This window comes from Pseudomonas sp. W22_MBD1_FP4 (genome assembly GCF_052113765.1).
GTDB classification, from domain to species: Bacteria; Pseudomonadota; Gammaproteobacteria; order Pseudomonadales; family Pseudomonadaceae; genus Aquipseudomonas; species Aquipseudomonas sivasensis.
Genome location: NZ_JBGQOI010000020.1, coordinates 77657 through 98012, shown reverse-complemented (window position 1 = coordinate 98012; position 20356 = coordinate 77657). Strand labels below are relative to the sequence as shown.

The following is a 20356-nucleotide window of genomic DNA, read 5'->3' as shown; positions in this document are numbered from 1 at the left end:
CTCGGCCACACGCACCTGGCGTTGCAGGCTTTCCGACATATCGTTCAAGGCAAAGGACAATTGGCCGACTTCGTCATCAGATTTCTGCACCAGCCGGCGAGAGAAATCACCCAGGCTGATATTCGCGGCCAGAGCGGCAGCTTCACGAATCGGGCCGACGATTTTCGCTGTGGCAAACCACAGCGCCAGCAATGCCAGCAAGGAGACACCTACGCCGACCGAGACCTGCCAGATGCTGCTCTTGACGCCGCGTGACTGCAGTTCCTGCTCCAGGGCCAAGGCCTGGCTCATGACCACCGCCTTGGGCAGGTGGATCAAGATCGCCCACGGCTTGCCGGTGCGCCCCAGGTTGATCGGCATCTGTACTTCGATTTCCTGGGAGTCCTGGTTGAGCCGGCTGTCTCCCTGGCCTTTTTGCACATTCGCCAACACCTTTTCCCAAGTGCCTGGCAACAAGCCTTTCAGTGACTGGCCAATGAATTCCGGGCGTTTACTGTCAGCCACCACGAGCCCTTGATTGCTCAGGATCGACACGGAGCCTTTGCCGCCATACAGGTCTGCGGACATTTGCTCGCTGAGTTTCTGGATAAATGAGATATCGAAGTCAGCCCCGACCACGCCGTAGAACTTGCCATTGGCAGTGATAGGTACCGATAGCGTGGTCAGCCACACATTTTTGCCTTGCACCACGTAGGGAAGTGGGTCCAGCACGCTTTCTTTCTGGGTGTCCCGTGGGCCTGAGTACCAGCCGCCCTTCAACACGCCATTGGGGTGGCGGGCATCGGAGTCGTACTCAACAAGCGGTTGCACGGCGATATGGCCATCTGAACTGCGTGTCCAATAGGGGGTGAAGCGACCCGTCAACGGGTTGTTACCGCCCTCATTGATACGAAAGGCTTGGTCCTGGCCGTCCAGCGCATCCGGTTCCCAGCATGAATACGTGCCGTTGAAGTCGGGGTTGTCCTTGAGCACGCTGAGCAGCATCGTATTGATCTGCTCACGGCTGAGGGTCAGTGGGCTCTGCGCACTTTTACTCGCTCCCAGCGTATTGGCCATTGTGCGTGCTGAATCCAAGGCGTTCTGCAGTTTTGCCTGGATGGCATTGGCACGCGACTCAGCCAGGTTTTGCACTTCGCGGATAGTGGCGCTTTCAATTAGGGTTGAAACTTCAGTGCCGACATACGCTTGATTGGCGCTTGAAGAATAAAGGCCATAAGAGACCAGACTCGCACACGAGATAAACAGGCAGAGTCCGGCGGTGAAGCAAATTCGAGTCTGCAATGAGTTGAATTTCATGATATTTCCTGCCCATGCTAATAGTCGTCAACATCATCGAATGTCGACATTTCGGTACTTCTTTTGCACAAGGCACGGTGTTTTATCATTGGCTGCTTAGGCATGGAAATGCTGTACAGCGCTTTGAGTTACTTAATGCTCTTTGGGCATCTCTTCGTCGAGCCATAAACGTTCGGTGTTTTTAAAGCCGTAACGCTGGGGCGGTACCCGCGCGACAATTCGGTCGGGTTGTTCGGGATCACTCAGGTCTATTATTTTCGGCGTTACATAAATATTTAGAACGGGCAGAAAGAACACTTTGATTTTTGGTGTCAGTAACGACTCGGGATGTTGTTCTATCACTACACCGATACTGCCACTTTTCAATTGAACGATAGAACCGACCGGGTAAATACCCACGGACTTTAAAAACGCGCGGAATACCTCGTCATCAAAATGCCCTTCCCATGTGGACATTTGCTGGATGGCGACGGCGGGGTCCCAGCCTTGGTTGTAGGAGCGGTCCGAGGTGATTGCGTCGTAGACATCGCACACCGCAGCCATCCGAGCCACCAGACTGATCTGGTCCCCTACCAACTGATGGGGGTAGCCGGTGCCGTCGACTTTTTCGTGGTGATGCAGGCATACATCCACGACCATTTCGCACATCTGCGAGGTCGCTTGCAGGGTTTTTTCCCCTTCCAGTGGATGGGTACGCACCAACTGCAATTCGTCAGTGCTCAACCGGCCAGGCTTGTTGAGAATGGCGCCCGGTATGGCCATTTTGCCGATGTCGTGCAACAGCCCGGCCATACCGACGCGACGAATCAGTGCGGTAGAGAGGCCCAATTGATTGCCGAGGGCAATCATCAACGCACACACGGCGACTGAATGCATGTAGGTGTAGTCGTCGATGCTTTTCAGGCGTGCCAAGCTGATAAAGGCATTAGGGTGGCGGGCGATAGAGCTCGAAATGTCGTCCACCAATGCACTGATGTGCTCAAGCTCCAGTGCCCGGCCCATGCGGGCATGGCCGAACATCTCGACAACGGCGGTTTTAGCGCGACTACAGATTTCCTGTGCGGCGACTAATTCGTTTTGCATGGATGTGGGGATGGCTGGGACGGCTGGCGCAGCCGCTTGGGCCGTAGCGGCCGGTTGAGCGCCGCAGCCCAAGGCGCACGGCGCCTGCGACGGCTCACCGCCCCGCCAGAATGGCTTTGCCTCGCCATCAGGCGCCTGAAGATCGAGTTCATTGCACTTCAACATGGTATGCCCTCTGTTGATGGTCTTTTTATACGTTGTTCATCAGCCTCCTTGGCTTGAGCAGTGTCGTTTTGCCTTTCAGGTAGGGCTCACGGCCTTGATACGTGCGACTACACGACCTGCCAGGTCATCCGGGCGAAACTTCGCGAGGAAGTCATCGGCCCCGACTTTCTTGACCATGGCCTGGTTGAAACCGCCCGATAGGGACGTGTGCAGCACGATATGCAACTTGGCCATGCGTGGGTCGCTGCGGATTTCGGCGGTCAGCGTATAACCGTCCATTTCCGGCATTTCGATATCTGAAATCATCATCAGAAACTCCTCATCCGGGTTGCGCCCCTCGTCAAGCATGGCCCGAAGGTAATCCAGCGCCTGGCGACCATCGTTCAAGGCGACGACCTCAACACCCACTGTCTCCAGGCAGCGGGTCACCTGTTTACGCGCAACCATCGAGTCATCCACGGTCAGCACTCGCAGGTGTCGAGCCTGTTGATTGACCGCGTCATCCACCACGCCAATGGAAATTTCCTCGGACGAGGGCGAGATTTCCGTCAGCACCTTTTCTACATCGATGATTTCAACCAGACGATCATCGGTACGGGTAACCGCCGTCAGGTAATTGTTGTCACCGCTGCCCTTGGGAGGCGGATGAATGTCTTCCCAGTTCAAGTTAACGATGTGTTCAACTGCATACACCAAGAAACCTTGAACTCGGTTGTTGTACTCCGTAAGTATGATAAAAGCGCTTTCTTTATCTGTGATGCCGGGCAGCCCGGTAGCCATTGCAAGGTCTAGAATGGGGATGCAAGCACCACGGATATTCGCAACGCCACAAATGTTGTTATTAGACTTTGGTAGTAGAGATAGCTTGGGGCAGCGAATAACTTCTCTGACTTTAAAGACGTTAATGCCATACAGCTGTTGGTCGTTAAAGCGGAATAGCAACAATTCCAGTCTGTTCTGACCGACCAGTTGTGTACGGCTGTTAACGGATGCCATTACACCTGCCATACACACCCCTTTGATTCTGGTTGGAACAGCGTTGATGTCGTAATGACATTATCATATGTAGGGGAATGTAAAATATATGTGAAAGCGAAATACTTTTTAGGTTAATCGTTAAAGCGATAGCCAAGCGGATGATGAGCTATTCAAGTGGATGTTTGAATTAGTTAGTTGGCTAACTTGCTAGTTTAAGTGTTGAGAATGATTAAGATTAGAAGCCAGGATTCAGCAAAGTTACAGCGCCTTATGTGTTCCACGTCCAGCTTCCGGCTGGCGGCGTGTGGTGGTGAGTACCGTCGAGTTCGAAGGGCTGGCTGGTGGTCATGGTGTTTAGTGAGGGGAGGGGGGAATGGGGATTAAGGGGATAGGGGAGATTTTTTCATGGCGCAACCTCCTTGATTGATGGAGTCGCCATGCATCGCTCCTAAACGAAAGAAGTGGCGACCGTACGCGGGTTGCCAGACCAATAATCAACGAGTCCGGCGAATCCGAAAATGCCCCATGCACAGCGGCCACAAGGCGTATTTTCCAACACCTCCATTGCGTGGAAAGGTCTACCGGCCAGCCCTTTCTTCCCTTAGACAGTCACCCGGTGGTGACTCGGCCCCAGTGCATAGGCAGCGCGTAAATATTGTCAGGGGGCATCACTTGTTGGCTCGGGTTGACGGAAGTGACATCACGGATGGTTCGTCCGCCTATGTCCAAAACGGCTGCGATGCAGTAAGTCGGAGCGGGAGGTAACTGACGGGTGAGATTTAGACCGGGATCCATTAAGAAGGCCGCGCAGCCCTCACTCTCATACCAACTGCAAGGCGTTTGTCCGGTTAGGTATGGATGATGAGCGAACCGGTCGCTTTCTATTTGGTTGGGGGGCTAAACGACGGCATGTTGTCTGACGTTCTTATCTGTCAGGTCGCCGGGGATGTCTTCCGAGGCGTCGAACTACAACGCCGGAACCACGTCACCGTTGGCGCTTCATACGAAATCCTATTCACGGGGCCAATTGAAGGTGATTTGGGGCGCTGGCACCATTGTGTATGGGCCAAAGAGCCAGTTCAGAGAGAACGTTGCTTTGGGACGGGTATGGCACCGTCTGATAGGCGTAAAAGATCTACGGGTTTGTGGAATTGTTGTGGAGGGTTAACGGGGGAAAGGCGTAGCTGTGTTCACCGGTACCCGTATGGATCGAATGATCTGTGGGAAATTGAACGCTGCAGCTTGCGGAGTGGGTATTGGGCGGGTGTCGCAAGTGCTGTAATGCTTGAACTCAGTGGATTTCAGGCACAAAAAAAAGACGTCCGTGGACGTCTGTTAGTTGATCAAATGGTGGGCCGGGGTAATCTGAAATGGGCCTGTAGAAAGCTGATTTTATTGACTAATAGTTGATGAGTCCAATTGCTTGGAATACCACTTGGAATGCTGCGTAATCTGGCTTCCCATGGATGATGCTCGTTGAGCTCAGCCTCTATGAGAATTCTAGGCCGAAGTATAGCTAACGGCGTTTGATAACTACGTTCATCCCTGAATTTAAGGCACTTAGGAGCGACACCCAGTTGCGCTTAGGTATTTGGGCTGCGACTTCGGCTCAGCCGAGTGATTCGTCAAAGTAATCGCTGTCGAGCCTGGGGACCTTGTAAATTTGCGAGCTGACGCCCACCTCGTGGTCGAGCATCAGATTGACCAGGCGTCTGCCGTCGACCAGCACCAGCCCCTCGACCGAGCGCGCGAAGTCAACGGCCTGGGCGGTGAAGCCGGAAGTGGTGAGGAATACACCGCGTTTGGCTTTCTGCCCGGCCAGGGCGCCATAAAACGCTTGCAGGTCGGGGCGGCCGACGGTGCTCTGCCAGCGTTTGGCCTGCACGTAGACTTTTTCCAGCCCCAGCGCGTCCAGCGAGATCACGCCGTCAATGCCGCCGTCGCCACTGCCGCCGACTTGTTGCAGCGCCTGACGATTCGCGCCGTAGCCCAGGCTGTGCAGCACATCGAGTACGATGTGCTCGAAGCGCGTCGGGCTCGCTTGCAGCAGGCTGTCCAGCAGGTCGCCCGCGACGCTGGTACGCAACTCGAGGATGGCTTGGTTCAAGCGCTCCTGCGGGCTGCTAGTGGCGAGGTCGGTCTGGGCAATCGGCGTTGACGTGTCGTTGCTTTCATCAAGCGAGGCGGCGTCCGGCGCTGTTTTCAGCTTCACGCTCATGAAGTTCACAGCTAGATGCTCGACCTGTTCTGCGCTCAACGGGGCAGGGTTGGCCTGAGCGAATGCGCGGCCGGTTTCGGTCAACTGCCAGTAGCCACGCTTTGCGCTGCTGGAATAGCCGGCGCGCTTCAGCCGATCATGCGCCCAGCCTGAGCGGTTTTTATAGGTGGCCTGGCCGCTGGCGATGGTCTCCTGCCGCTGCGCTTCGCTTAGGCCAAGCGTCAGGGCGGATGCTTCGTGAGCCTCGCCCGCAGTAGCACCCTCCGGATGAATGGCGAGAAATCGCAGGACGGGCTCGATGAACTGATCGTAGGTCGGGACGGACATGGTTCGTTTTTACCCTAATCTAAGGCTTAGTCCGTCGTGGCGGATTGACGACTACGCTTGGCTTTGGGGGCGGCGGTGCGTTGGGCTTTGATGCGCTCTAGCAGCACGTCCGCAGGTTCGTCGTTCGGGTCTTGCGGCACAAGATCACCTTTGAACGCTTTGGCGAGGATGCTTTGGGCCAGATGATCAATTCGTTTTTTGGCCTCACTGACCTTGGTTTCCAGCTGTTCGGCATAGGCGAACAGTTGCTCGACACGGTGGACGATTTCGTTTTGTTCATCGATGGAAGGTGCCGGTAGACCAATTTCCTTTAAAACTGAAGCTTTGATCCCTTTCACTGTTGTTCCGGTTGAGCGGCGAGCCAATTCCTCTTGTAAGAGTGACGATTGCAAAGTTATAGCTGCAAAGCTAGACGAGTAGCCTTCGTGAAATTGAAGACAGATTGCTCGCTGTGCTAGCGCAAATTTTTCCGTTATATCGATAACTGCCACGTTACCGAGAGGTGCCTCGGTTGTAATCAGTACATCACCAACTTTTGGGATTCCACGCGTCATCCAGCTTTCATATGCTTCTGGGCGGATAAACTCCCGAGGAACTCTCGAAATATACCCTGACTTGATATTTTTAGCGGTGATCAGTGGAATTCCAGAATCGACCTTTTCTGGCGTCTTCCCTCTATAGTCGATGAAACGTGCAATTACGCCGAGCCGTCTGACTGGGTACGAGAAACCCTGGCCGTCAGAGTTTTCACGTACAGCACCACGCCACTCATCCGTCAACCGCCCGGAAACGGCGGCGGCGAGAACGGATTGCCGGAAGCGCTTGAGCAGCGAGGGGATGCCGTCGATGCATGCTTTCAGTGTATCGACCTGTGCTAGCAGTTCGTCGAGCTTGGCGGCGATGCGGGTTTGTTCCGCGAGCGGTGGAACCAGATACGCTGCATCTTTCACGATTTTGAAATGTCTTGCGTACCCTCTACTTTCAATCGGAAGGTTGCGAAGAAAGTAATACAAGAAGCGTGTATCCATTTCAGGGTGCGGCTTTAGAATCTGCACGCCATCTGCGCCCGGAATAAATGGAAAATCTATCCATTTAATTTCGCGAGTGTGATCGCCAAAAATTATCAGTGGCTTATTTTCAGATACTACAAGATTGGCATCATCCAAGTAGCCGGAAATGAAACTCCGTCCTTGATCTACGACGGGGAACCTTCCTTCAGTCAGAACGTCAGCTGACTTTACCTTTTTTCCGGAAGTCGAGACCTGGCTAAATATTTCGTTGAAATCAAGGATCAACCAGCTTGCGGGGATATCATTACTAGTCATGCCTCTTCCTCGCTAGAAAGACCCATGACATCTGCTAATAGCTGCTTCTGCGCCACCACTTCATCCCCCGCCCCCAGCGCCTTCATAAGCTCTTCCAATTCATGCAGCGCCTCGGTCAGTTCAGCCATGGCCTCACCCGCCAGCACTTCCGGAGCGGGCAGGTCAGCGGCATCTAAGCTGCTGTCGTCCTTTAGCCAGCTGATATCCAGCGAATCACCACGTTCATTGCGGATGTAATCGCGGGTAAAGCAGCGGAAGCGGCTGGATTCACCAATACCTTCGACGTTCTCCGCGCGCGGGCTTCCGCCGTTGAGATCATTGCCATAGGCATCCTCAAACGGCTTCAGATGGGTAGGGCCGAAGGGAGTGCGCTTGCCAAAGCTGGGCATGTTGCTGCGTAAGTCATAAATCCACACGCGCTTGGTGCAGCCGTCCTCCTGGCGCGGGTTTTCCAGGGTGCCCTTCTGAAAAAACAGCACATTAGTTTTCACGCCCTGCGCATAGAAAATGCCGGTTGGCAGACGCAGAATGGTGTGCAGGTTGCACTTGTCCATCAGGTCGCGGCGTACATCGGTGCCGACGCCGGCCTCGAACAGCACGTTGTCCGGCAACACTACGGCGGCGCGGCCACCGGGCTTGAGGCCACGGTAAATGTGCTGGAGAAAGGCTAGCTGTTTATTGCTGGTGCGGTAGGTCAGGTCGTCTCGGGTCGGGCCACCGCCACCCTTGGAAGTGCCGAACGGCGGATTTGAGAGAATCACGTCCACTTTAGGCAGGCCGGCGCCGACTTGGCCGAGAGCGTTGCCAAGATGCACCACGCCTTCCTCGTCGCCTTCCATGCCATGCAGCAAGGTATTCATTAGCGCGAGCCGGCGAGTGCCGGCCACTAGTTCTACGCCAACAAAGGCGCGATTACGCTGGAACGCCTGGGCTTTGGTGTCGAGATCGTAGTAATCGTCGGTTTGGCTTTTGATGTAGGCATCGGCAGCGATCAAAAAGCCGGCGGTACCGGCAGCCGGGTCTTGGATGGTCTCGCCCGGCTGCGGCTTGATACAGCGGATAATGCTGTCGATCAGCGGCCGAGGGGTGAAGTACTGGCCGGCCCCGGATTTGGTCTCGCTGGCGTTTTTTTCCAACAGGCCTTCATAAAGATCACCGAGGCCGTCTTGGCGGGCGCTGAACCAGTCGATACCGTCGAGGCTCTTGATCAGTTGCTCGAGATGGCGCGGTTCCTTGAGGCGAGTCTGAGCATCGGCGTAGATGGCGGCGATCAGCGGGTCAGGGTTTTTGCCAAGGTCCAGCAGCATCTGCCGGTAGTGATCGAGTAGGTTAACACCGGACTTGCCCGCCAGGTCTGGCCAGCGCGCGCCTTCGGGCAGCTTGTGGCCGAAGCTTTCGTTGTTCTGCACCTGTTCGTATTCCATCTTGATGAACAGCAGAAGCACGAGCTCGGTGACGTAGTCGCTGTAGTTGATGCCATCGTCGCGCAGGACGTCGCAGAGGTTCCAGAGTTTCTGGACGATATCGGAGTTGGTCATGGGGTACCTGTGGCGAAGTGTGTAAAGCGCCAGATTGCGCTGGCGCGAAGAAGTGGTTGTCTGGGCTCAGTCGTCTGAGGAGCGTTGTTCGGCCTTTAGCGCTCGGCCGGCCGCAGTCAGGCGATAGCGTTGCTTGCTGCTGTTGGGCTTGTTTGGAATGGTCATCTCGACCATGCCAATCGTCAGTAGTGGGGTCAAAACCTGCTCGCGGAACTTGCTGCGGTTTCTGCGCCCAACGAAGGTCATTAGCTCTGGCGCAGTGTGATCGCCTGTCATTTTGCACAGCATCGTTATCTGCTCTTGCTGCAGAGACAGGCGAGTTTCGGCTTGTTCTTCTTCGACAGCGGACTCAGTCCCTACTTGGTCCTTACTTGGTCCCGACTTAGTCCCTACTTGGTCCCCACTTGGGCCCGAAAGAGGCCCTTTTTCAACGGCGCGCTGAATCACCACCTTGAACTGATTACTCTGCCGGTCGTCCTCCAGCCGGATCATTGGCCAAGCATCGATAGCGCGCGGGATGCCGGTGCCCAAACCGCGATAGGGAAGAATGTGCACAGCATGGGAGGTGAGCGTCGGGTTGCGACGGTTGGACAGGCCGAATCGAATTTTCTCGGTATCGAGCACGTCAGGCAGGTGCCCGGGGCTGATCAGTTCGATGCGATCGGCGAAGATCATGATCCGGATGGAGGCGCTGACAAAGTAGTCGCGGTGGATCAGGGCATTGACCAGCAGTTCTTCAAACACCTCCTCCGGCACTTCCAGCTGGCCGAGGGTATTGAAGCCCTGCTGGCGCTGCACGTGGTGTAGGTTGCGTTTTATGAAGGCAAGGCTGCGTCGGTACTGTTCCTGCAGATTGCCGTCGATATCTTCGCTGTCTAGATAGTGGCGGTCATGCAGAACCGTGCCCGGAAACGCAACGGCCTTGATATCGAACGCCGGGCACAGGCGTTGTGGCGCTTGGCCGAAGAGCAGCAAACCGGCCAAATTGGGTGTGTCGCCACTGGCGAGGCCAAGATTTTCCAGGATGCGGGTGGTTTCCAAACCTGTCTGTTCGGGGCTTTGCCGAAAGCGTCTTTGAAAGTACTCGCCGAGCGCCTTGGCATCGATATCCGCTACGCTGCTGCCCGCGACCGGTACTGCATCGGCACACACCAGCCCGGCCTGCTGGAACAAACGCTGCAGTTCTTCACGGGCCGTGACCCGACGTTTGTCGGCGCCGTTCTTTACCCAGATGCGACCCTGGTTGTCGACATAGGGTTTATTCAGCCCTTGTTCGACTGTCACCACCATGACCAGCCCGTGTTCGGTCTGAAGGTTGCTGGACAATGGATTGATCGCCGGGCGGACATTCTGTGAGGCCGCGTTGGAGAGCAGTTGATTGAGTCGCGAAATGTCGGCGCTACTCAACCCGCTCACCGTGCCGGAGTCGTCTACGCCAATCAGCAAGTAGCCACCGGACGTATTGGCGAACGCTACCAACTCGGCCGCCAAGGCATCGATATTGCTGAAATCGCGCTTGAACTGATGGCGGCTGTCCTCACCACGGTCAAGGATTTGATGAAGCTCGGCAAGGGTCATTAAGCGTCTCTAGGTGTTGCAGTCGATAACTCGTGCAATAGGAGGGCATTATCCCTCATGAACGAGTACGGTGGCCAACCCAGCGTTCAGGATCGGCCTCATCCCGTCTGTGCCCACAGGTTGTCATTCAGGGCGTCCAGTACCACGCCCAAATTGCCGCCGAGCATCTTGTCCAGCCGCGTGCTGCCGCCATCGCTCTTAAACGCCTCACCAATCTGCTTCTTGTCAATAACGACCTCGTGCACCAGTTGCTTGGCCAGGCGATCAAGCCACTTACGCTGAATTTGAGTCCAAGGCTGCAGGGTATAAATCGTCTCCATCGCCTTGGTTACGCGCTGCTCAAATGGCAGCAAAGCCTCTCCGAGGGCGGCGCGGCGGATGAAGCCGACGATACTGGCAGCGATTTCCTGGTTGGTTTGGTTGCGCCAGGCGCTTTGCAGGTTCACCTCACTGTAGCCATGCCCGTCGAGCAGCAGGCGCACTTCGCGCAATTGTTCACGGGTCAAGTCTTGCGGGCGGTTGACCACTACGCCGAGGGCCACTGACTGGTTCAACTGATTCTTAATGAAGTCGTTGAAGCTTTCCAGATAGTCGGCGGGCTTTTGGTAATTGCCGTAGTTCTGCTCACGGACCATCAGTTCGTCTGTGTGAGTGGAGATCACCGGGTAGTTCAGCGATCCCAGCAGGGCATTAACTGTGGCGAGCTGATTGAGCAGTTGGGCGTGCTGTTGGATGAACTGGGCAGCTTGCCGTGGGCCAAGCTGGTGCAGGTGCTGATGCAGTTTGTCCGGGGCTACGCCCCAGGTGTTCTCGAGTTCGGCGAGCTTGGCCTTTAGGGTTGGCTTTTGCTCGGCCTTATGGCTGGCCTTGCGCAGAATACGCATGACCCGCTGGCTGAACTGGTCCAAGACGTCGTGGGCATGGCTAGTGTCTGGCTGGCTACCAGGAGCATCGAGGCTGGCTGGGTTGGTTAGCTCGCTGACCAGTTGTTCGAGGCTGATGTTTGGGTCTTTCACTAGCGGCTTCATTGTATCTACTGGCTCAAGGGCAGCGTACAGATCAACCGGATCGTAGATTCTGAATACCGTCTTGCCGATTTCATCGCAGCGGCGAGTCGCGCGGCCCTTCATCTGTTCGTAGAGAATGCGCGAACGCACCCGGCGCATGAACACCAAGTGGCAAATGCGTGGTACGTCGATACCGGTGGTCAACAGGTCGACCGTGATGGCAATGCTCGGGTAGCGCTCGTTCTTGTACTGGCGGATCAGTTGCTTGACCTTGTCACTTTGCCCGGTGATGATCTGTACAGCTGCCTGGTTGTAATCCTCGCCGTGAACGTCCCTGAAGGCTTCGTCGAGAAGGTTTTTGACTCGCTCGGCATGGGCTTGGTTAACGCAAAAAATCATCGTTTTTTCGTCTCCCGACGGGTCGAGCTCTTGTGCCAGTTGCTCGCAGATGACCTTGTCGAAACCGGGCGTAATCACGCGACGATTGAAGGACTCGATTTCGAAGTCGAGTTCGTCCTCGAGCTCGGCGACATCCACCTCGCCGGTGCTCGTATCGATGACGCTGACGCTCTCGCCCTTGGCAAAGTGGATGCCATTCTGGCTCAGCAGGGTTTGGTAGCGGATTGGAGGTTCGTGATCAATCAGCCAGTCGTCAGCCACGGCCTCACGGTAGCTGTAAGTGTATATCGGAGCCCCGAAGACCTCGCTGGTGTGCTTGGCTGGGGTAGCGGTGAGCCCGACGCGGCAGGCGTCGAAATAGTCGAGCACGCGACGATACTGCGATAGATACTGGTTGAAGTCGCGCGCTGCCAGCTCGCCTTCAGTCATTTCCTGATCGAGGGTGTAACCGCGGTGGGCTTCGTCGACGATGATGCAGTCGAAGGCATCGATGGGCGGCGGAGTGTCCGACTGGAAGATGCGCTTGACCATGGCCTGCACAGTGGCGACCTGAACCCGTGTTTCAGCTTCGGCAGCCATGTCGCCTAGTTCTTTGACGTCGTAGATCTGCGCCAGCGTGTGGTTCTGTTCCAGCGTCGCCTCATTGAAGGCTTCGATGGCCTGTTCCCCCAAGGCGCTGCGATCGACCAGGAAAAGAATACGGCGAAAGCGCTCGGCCTTCAGCAGGCGGTACATCAAGCCAATGATAGTGCGCGTTTTGCCGGTTCCGGTCGCCATGGCCAGCAGACAGTTGCGGCGATTGGCGGCTAGGGCCTGCTCGACGGCGCGGATGGCGTTTTCCTGATAGTTACGCAGCTTGAGATAGGCGAAGCCTTCCTGATGTAGCTTCGCCTCGGCGTCTTCACGGCTGCGTTTGAGCAGGTCGAGTAGGCCACCCGGTGTGTGGAAGTCCTGGAGCGGCCGGCGCAGGTTTGCCGGGCTGCGCAAGTCACGAAACCAGATGCCAGACAGCTCGCCGAGCTGCTTGATGAAGGGCCGGCCATTGCAGGCAAATGCAAACGGAACTTTGAAGTGGCCGCCCTGGCCATCAGCCCAGCCCGTGTTCTGCCCGGCCGGTTGCAGATTGTCGGTAACAATCAGTTGGCGTGAATAGCGCTCGGCTTGGGGAATGCGGTCCGCTATGTTGACGCGCTTGCGCTTGGCTTCGACGATGGCGACTGGGATTAGGCCGGCGAACAGCACGTAATCAGCGTTTTCTTTTGGCTTGCTGGTTGGCCATTCGGCGATGGCCTTGTTCTTGCCCTTCTCGGGCCGAGCGCCCTTGCTGTAGGTAAGATCGAGCGAATCGGCTTCCCAGCCGGCATCGTTTAACTGTTGATCGATGAGAATACGGGTGAGGTCTTCATTGAGGTCGAACTGGCTGCTTGCCTGCTGAGTTTTACGTGTGACCTGCTGGGCAGCTTGCGGCTGATCTTCAAGCTGTTGTTGCAGCACTTTCAGCCGCGCCTCGAAATCGACTCGGGCCTTCGATAGTTCTTCCTCGCGTTCAAGGGCAATCTGCTCGTAGACGCGGGCTTCTTCGTTCATCTGCCCAACAAGACTGGCTTGTTCATGCTTTTCTTGCGCCAGTAGCTCGGCTAATTGGTGGTTGTTCTCCAATTGCTGGCGACTGTCGCCCAGCTCTGCGCGAAGTTTTTCGATCTGCCCCTGCAGCTCACGTAGAGGCTCACTCGGATCGGCCGGAACCATGAAAGGCCCAGGTTTGAAGGTGTTTCCGCCCGTGCCAAATGACTGGTGATACCAGATCGCCAAGGCGCGGGCGACCCTCAGCCCGTCCAGTGCCTCACGATGCTGGGTGCGGAATTCATGGGTAGCCTTATTGCCTTCGACGCGCAGCGTATGGAATAGGTTACGGATGTTACCGTCGAGCTGAATTTCACGACTCAGGCGGAACAGCAGATCAGCTTGGGAAGTGGTGGCGTCGAACTCAATGCCCGCTCTTACCGCCAGATCCTGGGCGAGCGCTTCGCCCAACTGGCGCAGTTTGATCAGCGTCGTGTTGGGGTCACTGGAAAATACTCGCTCGGCCGCATTGGCAAGTTGGAAAAAAACCGGATCGTGTTCTTTGAAAAAGGCGAAGTTGCTGTTCTCTGCCATGTTCCATCCCTTGAGTTCGTCGCCGGCCATCTCGAGAGTGGCGGCGCTATAACAGCATAATGCCAGACGAAGGGTGGCCCGGGTATAACCTAATGCCGTTGGTGCGCAGTGACCAGCTACCTGCCGAAGTCTAGGTATTACGCTTGGATGTGGTGAGACAGTGGTAGGTCGAGTTCGCCTGTGAGGAAATCGATCGGGTTCGCACAGAACACCGCAACAGGCGCTGCAGGTTGCAATACTGGCATTGCCAGTGCTGCGCTTACGCGGCATGGTCAAGGTCGCGTTCGAAGCGATGGCCGTGTCATCATTGAGTGACGCAGCGTGGCCCGTGAGTTGCTCGTAACGTTCGCAAGCGTAGGCTGCGCGCAGTTCAAGAAAGCCCTTGAGCCTGCACCGATGCAGAGTATCGCGGGCGGGGAGCACCATTCGCTGCAAGAATATGGCGTAGCTTTCGCGATTTTCACATAATCCAGATGGCGGATTGGGATAGCGCGTTGAACCAGAAAGACCCAAGGTGCGCCAAGATTTCCTTGATTGTTGGGTACACATCCGGGATTGCAGCATTAATCAAATAGATCGAAATCAACACGTAAAGCAGCAAGCAAATCAACCACGTTCGCCAGAAAACCCTGCGTCCTGCGCGAATCTGGTGCTCCACCAACTTCTTCCAGTCACTGTCTGAGAGAAAGCTATACAGCTTGTTGCGCCAATCCTTTCGGCTCAAATCTGCCAGGTGATTGAAACGGCACGCCGACCAGCCACTCATCAAAACACTAAGCAACAGCAGTAGAGCGGTGGCCAGATAGATGGGGCGAATAACACTGGTCTCCAACCCCACAACTCCTGGTGTTTTCAGCACTAACAGTACGCCCGCAATCGCGAAGTCTCGCCACACAGCTGAGATGAGATCCCGTGACGACGTCTGCGTTTTCGCCACCTCTTCCTGCAAGCCTTTACGCAGGTCACCCAGGCCTTTCACCGCTTCCTTGCTCTGATCCAACAGATGGAATGCGAAGGCCTCCTTGGCGCCGATCAGGCTGTTTTTGAGCACCTTGCGCGCGCCCTCTGGCCAGGTCTGCCCGATTTCCCAGTTCACCGCGATGTGGTTATTCAACAGAAGGAATTTGGTTTCAGCCTCGCGCGACGTTCCATACACCCAGCTGCACGCTTCGGAAAATAGTGAGTAGTCAGCTAGCGTATAGGTGATGTCTTCAATCTTTAACGGTATTGTCCTTCCACCCTTGAATAGGGCCTCGAGCTCTCCGTCGCCCGCACGCACCTCTGCCGGCAAGCAAAATGCCAATTGCCTGGCCGCATGTATCTGCCACACATCGTAGACTTCACACGGGCCTGAGGGTGGCTCTTCCAAGAGCAGCCACGGCGCCAAGGAAATCGGCGTTTTCTTGTGGGTCAGATCACGCACCAGCTTCCACGGCTTTTCGAGGGGCACGGCAACGTCGGGCAATGCCTTGTCGGCGCCAAAGGGCTTGACCGCAAACAGGTAGGTTGAGAACGCTTCCACCGGCTGTGCTATCCAGACGCATTGTCGTGGGGGAACTCGATCCTTGTCGCCCCCGAGCTTCCCCAGCCACCCCTCAAACCCAGCTGCAGAAAGAAAATAGCGCCACTCTGGCGTCGAGTTTTTCTTTACGATCACCCGGATGGGCTCATCCTCAATGTCCGCATGCTCAACGGTGGCGAGATTGAATGGGCTGGACTGAAACTGGCCGTGAACCTCGAGGGTGCCCAGTGCGTGCGCTGCAAGGTAATGTTCGAGCGCCCGCACCTGGGTCAGAAAATCGGGTGCTAAACAATTGGCACCGTCCAAGCGAATCTGCTCTGGCGTTTCGGAAAAATTACCTTTAGCTGAAGCCCACTGCTGGGAGAAGAAATCCCGCAGATGGCTCCCATCGTCGATGCTCATAGGTAGTCGAGGTGCTCAGTGCGGATGATGATTTCGGTACCTTCTGGATTGATTTCATACCACTGCTCGGCGCCGGCCGCGATGTGCACAGTGATCCCCTCACGCGTGCGCAACCGGGTCAGCGCGCCAACCGGCAGGGCTTCCGGGACATAGGTAAACACCTCGCCCGCCAACCCGTTCTTTTCCAGCTGCGCCCTAAAGGTTTCGCGGACCTGCTCATCCCCCGCCGCGCCAAAAAACTGGTCGAAAAACACCGCCTCATTGAAATCATTCTGCTTTTCAGCAATGGCACGGACCGTGTCCGCTGCCTTATACCCCAGGGCACTGGGAAGCGTTTCCGTATGCAGGCTGACGGTCTGCTTGACCGCTTTGAGCAGCGTTTTAGTTAGCTCTGCTTCTTCCCGGGAGCGTTCGACACCGAGAAATTTCTTGAAGATATCACTGATGCCGGCACGCTTTTGCACGTCGATGATAGCGATGTTATGGCTTTTCTCGGAGAGGCTGATCAGCGCGGATTTCTGCAGTGCCTTGGGCGAGTCCGTAAAATTTTGATTGATCTCCTGCAGCACCGCTTTCGCCCCTTTCCGCGCAAAGGCCACGACGCGACTGGAGTCATACTTGACCAATGAATAGAAGGTTTGCGCGCCGGACGTCAGCAGCATCACGATGAGCACACCTGGCGTGTTGCGCTTGTCGCCCAGACCGTGAAAATGCCGGGCTAGGTCTTTCGACATATCGACAAACGACAGTTTTTTGGCCTCCCACTTGTTAAGCGTGGCCCGCACTTGTGACACGGCAGTGAAATCAAATTTATTCCCCCTGAGCGTCTCCTTGATACGCTCGATGAAGAAGTCTTCGAATCCATCGAGCGAGACCTCGTCAAACAGACCGGGAGCCTGCTCGCCGTGGTGGACGACGTGAAAAATGAAGTGCTTGATTTCCAAGTTGGCGATTTGTTCTGCGGTAAGTGTGGTCAAGGGGTCGTCTCATTTCGCACGCGCAGTAGTAGCGCAATGATATTGGTGACGTATCTAATCACCTTTGGATCGCTTTTCAAAGACTGAGTATCGGAGACGGTACTGTATAAAAAACCAGTTATCAAATCATTCTGCGCCATGTTGGCGGAATGGGTGCCGACGTGCGACGGGGACGTGTTCGGTGGTCCTGAGACGTACGCACACCGCCCCAAATCTTCCGATTGCGCCAATGCGATGACCACATGCCTGCGCTGGGCGCCAGCGAGGCCAATCGAGTCCTCCTAAATGGTTTGACCTGGATGTACTCATTGACGACGGCCCTAGATGCATCTCTGACAGCGGCGGTGTCGTCGGCGGTTTCGCAGCCCACTCGCACGTAGCGGCTGTCGCGCAGTAAAGGTAACGGCTATGTGATCCTGGTGCTTGAATCCTTGTCGACCCGCTGGCCCATCTTCGCTTGATGGGCGTGGAGCACTCATCATGAGATCGTTGTATCTGTGAAAATGTGATGCAAGGCGGCGCTGCATCACGGGTTAGGGCGTACGGGCATCGATAGATGGCGTAAGCCACCACCAGCATTTGCCCGACTACTCCATTGGATCAACATTTGGTTGCCCTGCCTTGATCAATGGCCGGCCCTGGGTATTCGAGCTGAAGCTGGACAGGTTTCTGCCGACTTGCTTCGTTCTGGTGCTTTAGCTGGCCCTAGGCGCTGAATGAATACAGAAGTAGTAATCGTGTGGTGACACCATATGTATGCAGATCTCCGTGTCGGTTGTCTGACGTCAGGCTGTAGTAGTATGGAAGCAGTATTCTAGATGGGGCGCGCCGATGGACAAGCAGTTGGGGTATTCAAACCCTTGGGAAGCGGGCCTGTTGACTGTCGCGCGGCGTCAGCTGCAGTACCTGCGCGAGCTAAATGCTGATCAGAGTGGGGAAGTGGGAGCTTTCGACATCAGCAGCGCACTCAGCGGATTGTGTGCATTCACCGATCTGCCGCACGAGGCGGATTTCGACTTCTCTGAACCAGCCCGTGCCGCCCTGATGGACATCAACGAAGCGGCAATGGCGTTGATGCGTGATCACGCATTGCGACCGCTGGATGAAGACAGGGATCTGGGTAACCCCGACCAAGAGGCCGCGGTGGCCTTGTACAATGCGATCCTGTCAAACCTGCCTAAGCTAGCAATGGGCGACAGTTCTGGCCATGCGTTGGTCTTGTCAAAGGAGATGTATCAGAACCTTGTGGAACGGTGTGGTGACCGGCCTGGTTTTGATGTTGCTAGCAGCATGATTCGAGTCCAGGATTACCGGGCCATCCAGCTTGCGGCACGGCCGACGATAAAGCTCTGAGCCGTTGAGCTCCCAACTCCGGCTCAGAGGACACCTTCCCTATTCCTCTGCCCGGGCTAGAAACAGGTTGCTGTCGATCACGATCAGTCGCGGCGGGAGGTATTTCGCTCAAAGACCGAAAACCCATGACATCTCCAAGCGTCCAGTGATTAGTCGAACGGTGAGCAGATAGTAATACCTTGTGGAATTACTGCGCCGTGTCAGGCAATGCTGTAGAAACCAATCTAGATGCTTTCGCTTCCAACTCCAGGGCGTATCCTTTTGCCATCGCTTAGCGATTGCTGCCTGAATAATCCTCGCCTGCCGCAAATGCCGTTGCCGCGTCGCATGCGACCCAGTCAGCACACCGCTTAGAAACGCCTCCATATCAAACGCGTGGGTCATACCCGCCCCCCCGATGTAGGCAGCGGCTACATCGATCCGACCATGCCCTAGCTCATAGCTGATCTGTATTCGAGCTTCACAGTCGAGGCGCGGGTTAATGGCATAGCAACGACCGCCGTTAACAGGCGCAGGATGCTGAGTAATCTGCTCATAGCGCTCGCAGGCATACGCCGCGCGCAACTCATGAAACCCTTTCAGCGCGTTTTTATGCAGGACGTCCCGCGATGCGCCGGCTACCCGTTGCAATACGTTCGCATAGCTTTCGCTTAGTGCGATCATGTTGCGGCTACCCGCCGGCGACACCTTTGCCGCGAACCTCAGAGCATCACGGACGTGCTCGTCCACCCCAATCCACCGTGGCGCCGAAGCACCACCACGGCCACCCTTTGTGCCGTCCTGAATGTTGATCTTGCCGAGCTTGTCAGCCTCACGGATCAATCGAGGCAGATCAGCTAATATGGTCTCCCGCAAGCGCATCCCTGTCGCACGTGCCATCCGAATCATCGCCGCCGCACGTAGCTGTTCTCGATCACAAAGCACATCGACAATCTGCTGCACCTGCGCGCGATCTTGTCCTTGTGGCACCGACTGGCGAACCCTAACGCGCTGCATTTCCAGCGCTTCGCTCGGGCTCGGCACTCTCACATGCCGATCGCCCCGAAGCGCTTCCATGCCGATGTTCACGCTGGACAGGCGGTTCACTGCCGTACTCACGGCAATCTCACCCTGCTCGACCAGTTTGCTTAAATGCGCTGCGTAGTCGTAGAGGATAGGGTTGTGAATCTCCCGCGCATCCTTGATTCCCGGACCAATGCCCGACGCGCACCAACGCGCAAAAATTCTGCACCGATCACTGTGTGCTTTGACGGTCGCAAAGTGGCCACCACCATACTTGCGTTGTAACGCGCATTTATACGCATATTCCAGTTTCCTGCCGTTTCCGAAATTCCAGCTGTAGTGCCTGCCCCCTCGTCTCATACCTGCACCCTCCGTCGCCGTTTCTCGAATCGTTGCCCCCACGTCATCCCGCCAGGAATGTTGAGTGTTAACAGGGATCAAGGCCCCTGCGGCCTGTGGGGATGTCCACTAACGCGGGACTGACGGCTCCTTACGACCGAGAGCTTGGGCATCTCATGATCCGGCCCCCTGAGCACCGTTGCCGGTGGGCGGGTGGAGGCTGCGTTGGCTGACGAAACCAACGCCGCGAGATCCTGAGTCAGGTGAAGGCAACGATGTGATGACCGGAGCATGCCTGGCTGTCAGCCAGGTGCAGCCTGATACGGGCTGCTGCACCATCATCTACATCGCTGTTGCAGGTGGCTGCGGCATTTGTCACGCCGATTGTCACGAGGAGGGATGCGGCAAAGCTACGTCGTACGCGGCCTGCAGCAGTGTGATATGCGCCCGTCTCTTTTCTGGCGAAAGAGACGGGCGAAGGGTTGGCGCATCTGAAATGGCCACGCGAATAGCTTACCGCAGCCAGCAAAAGTTTAGGGGGGGTTGCCGCAAGGGCACCGAGGTGAAGTAGGCATCCATCACATGGGTAGTGACCGTACGAGCTACCGGACGCGAATCGTACTTGGGTCGAGCCACCGCGTTAGCGGCATGGCCTTGAAGGCTCTGGCCATCTGAGTGCTGCCAACGGCA

The 20356-nt window shown here is 56.0% G+C and carries 11 protein-coding genes and 2 pseudogenes; 1 reads left to right on the top strand and 12 read right to left on the bottom strand.

Features of this window, described 5'->3' with window-relative positions; translation table 11 throughout:
- Positions 1–33: 33 nt before the first annotated feature.
- From ACEN2T_RS22990 to ACEN2T_RS22945, 10 genes and pseudogenes are all read right to left on the bottom strand, one after another.
- Positions 34–984, bottom strand: a pseudogene (locus tag ACEN2T_RS22990) (PDC sensor domain-containing protein); the annotation flags it as partial.
- Between the two features lie 444 nt (positions 985–1428).
- The gene (locus ACEN2T_RS22985) at positions 1429–2544 is read right to left on the bottom strand and encodes an HD-GYP domain-containing protein (protein ID WP_260367953.1); all 1116 of its coding nucleotides are present in this window, start codon (positions 2542–2544) and stop codon (positions 1429–1431) included.
- Positions 2545–2619: 75 nt separating this feature from the next.
- On the bottom strand, positions 2620–3552 hold the full coding sequence (locus ACEN2T_RS22980) for a chemotaxis protein CheV (RefSeq protein ID WP_032884688.1): 933 nt from the start codon (positions 3550–3552) through the stop codon (positions 2620–2622).
- Positions 3553–5131: 1579 nt separating this feature from the next.
- On the bottom strand, positions 5132–6067 hold the full coding sequence (locus ACEN2T_RS22975; protein ID WP_003400125.1) for a restriction endonuclease: 936 nt from the start codon (positions 6065–6067) through the stop codon (positions 5132–5134).
- A gap of 26 nt (positions 6068–6093) precedes the next feature.
- The gene (locus ACEN2T_RS22970; RefSeq protein WP_003400127.1) at positions 6094–7392 is read right to left on the bottom strand and encodes a restriction endonuclease subunit S; all 1299 of its coding nucleotides are present in this window, start codon (positions 7390–7392) and stop codon (positions 6094–6096) included.
- Positions 7389–8930 carry an N-6 DNA methylase gene (locus tag ACEN2T_RS22965; protein WP_442117589.1) on the bottom strand — a complete coding sequence of 514 codons (1542 nt, stop codon included), beginning with the start codon at positions 8928–8930 and terminating at the stop codon, positions 7389–7391. Before ACEN2T_RS22965 ends, ACEN2T_RS22970 begins: the two co-directional genes overlap by 4 nt.
- Positions 8931–8996: 66 nt before the next feature.
- On the bottom strand, positions 8997–10508 hold the full coding sequence (locus ACEN2T_RS22960; protein WP_003400129.1) for an RNA-binding domain-containing protein: 1512 nt from the start codon (positions 10506–10508) through the stop codon (positions 8997–8999).
- Between the two features lie 98 nt (positions 10509–10606).
- Positions 10607–14071 carry a type I restriction-modification system endonuclease gene (gene hsdR / locus ACEN2T_RS22955; protein ID WP_442117599.1) on the bottom strand — a complete coding sequence of 1155 codons (3465 nt, stop codon included), beginning with the start codon at positions 14069–14071 and terminating at the stop codon, positions 10607–10609.
- Between the two features lie 460 nt (positions 14072–14531).
- Positions 14532–15995 carry a hypothetical protein gene (locus ACEN2T_RS22950; RefSeq protein WP_003400131.1) on the bottom strand — a complete coding sequence of 488 codons (1464 nt, stop codon included), beginning with the start codon at positions 15993–15995 and terminating at the stop codon, positions 14532–14534.
- A complete protein-coding gene (locus ACEN2T_RS22945; protein WP_442117588.1) occupies positions 15992–16972 on the bottom strand; it encodes a nucleoid-associated protein in 981 nt (326 codons plus the stop codon). The genes ACEN2T_RS22950 and ACEN2T_RS22945 overlap by 4 nt, the downstream gene beginning before the upstream one ends.
- An 831-nt stretch (positions 16973–17803) precedes the next feature.
- Here ACEN2T_RS22945 and ACEN2T_RS22940 point away from each other — a divergent pair.
- Entirely contained in the window at positions 17804–18325 is a 522-nt protein-coding gene (locus tag ACEN2T_RS22940) for a hypothetical protein (protein ID WP_003400133.1), read from the top strand.
- A gap of 108 nt (positions 18326–18433) precedes the next feature.
- Here ACEN2T_RS22940 and ACEN2T_RS22935 read toward each other — a convergent pair whose 3' ends face one another.
- Positions 18434–18709, bottom strand: a complete 276-nt coding sequence (locus ACEN2T_RS22935; RefSeq protein WP_079997921.1) for a hypothetical protein — start codon at positions 18707–18709, stop codon at positions 18434–18436.
- Between the two features lie 6 nt (positions 18710–18715).
- A pseudogene (locus ACEN2T_RS22930) lies at positions 18716–19687 on the bottom strand (integrase domain-containing protein); the annotation flags it as partial.
- Positions 19688–20356: the final 669 nt, after the last annotated feature.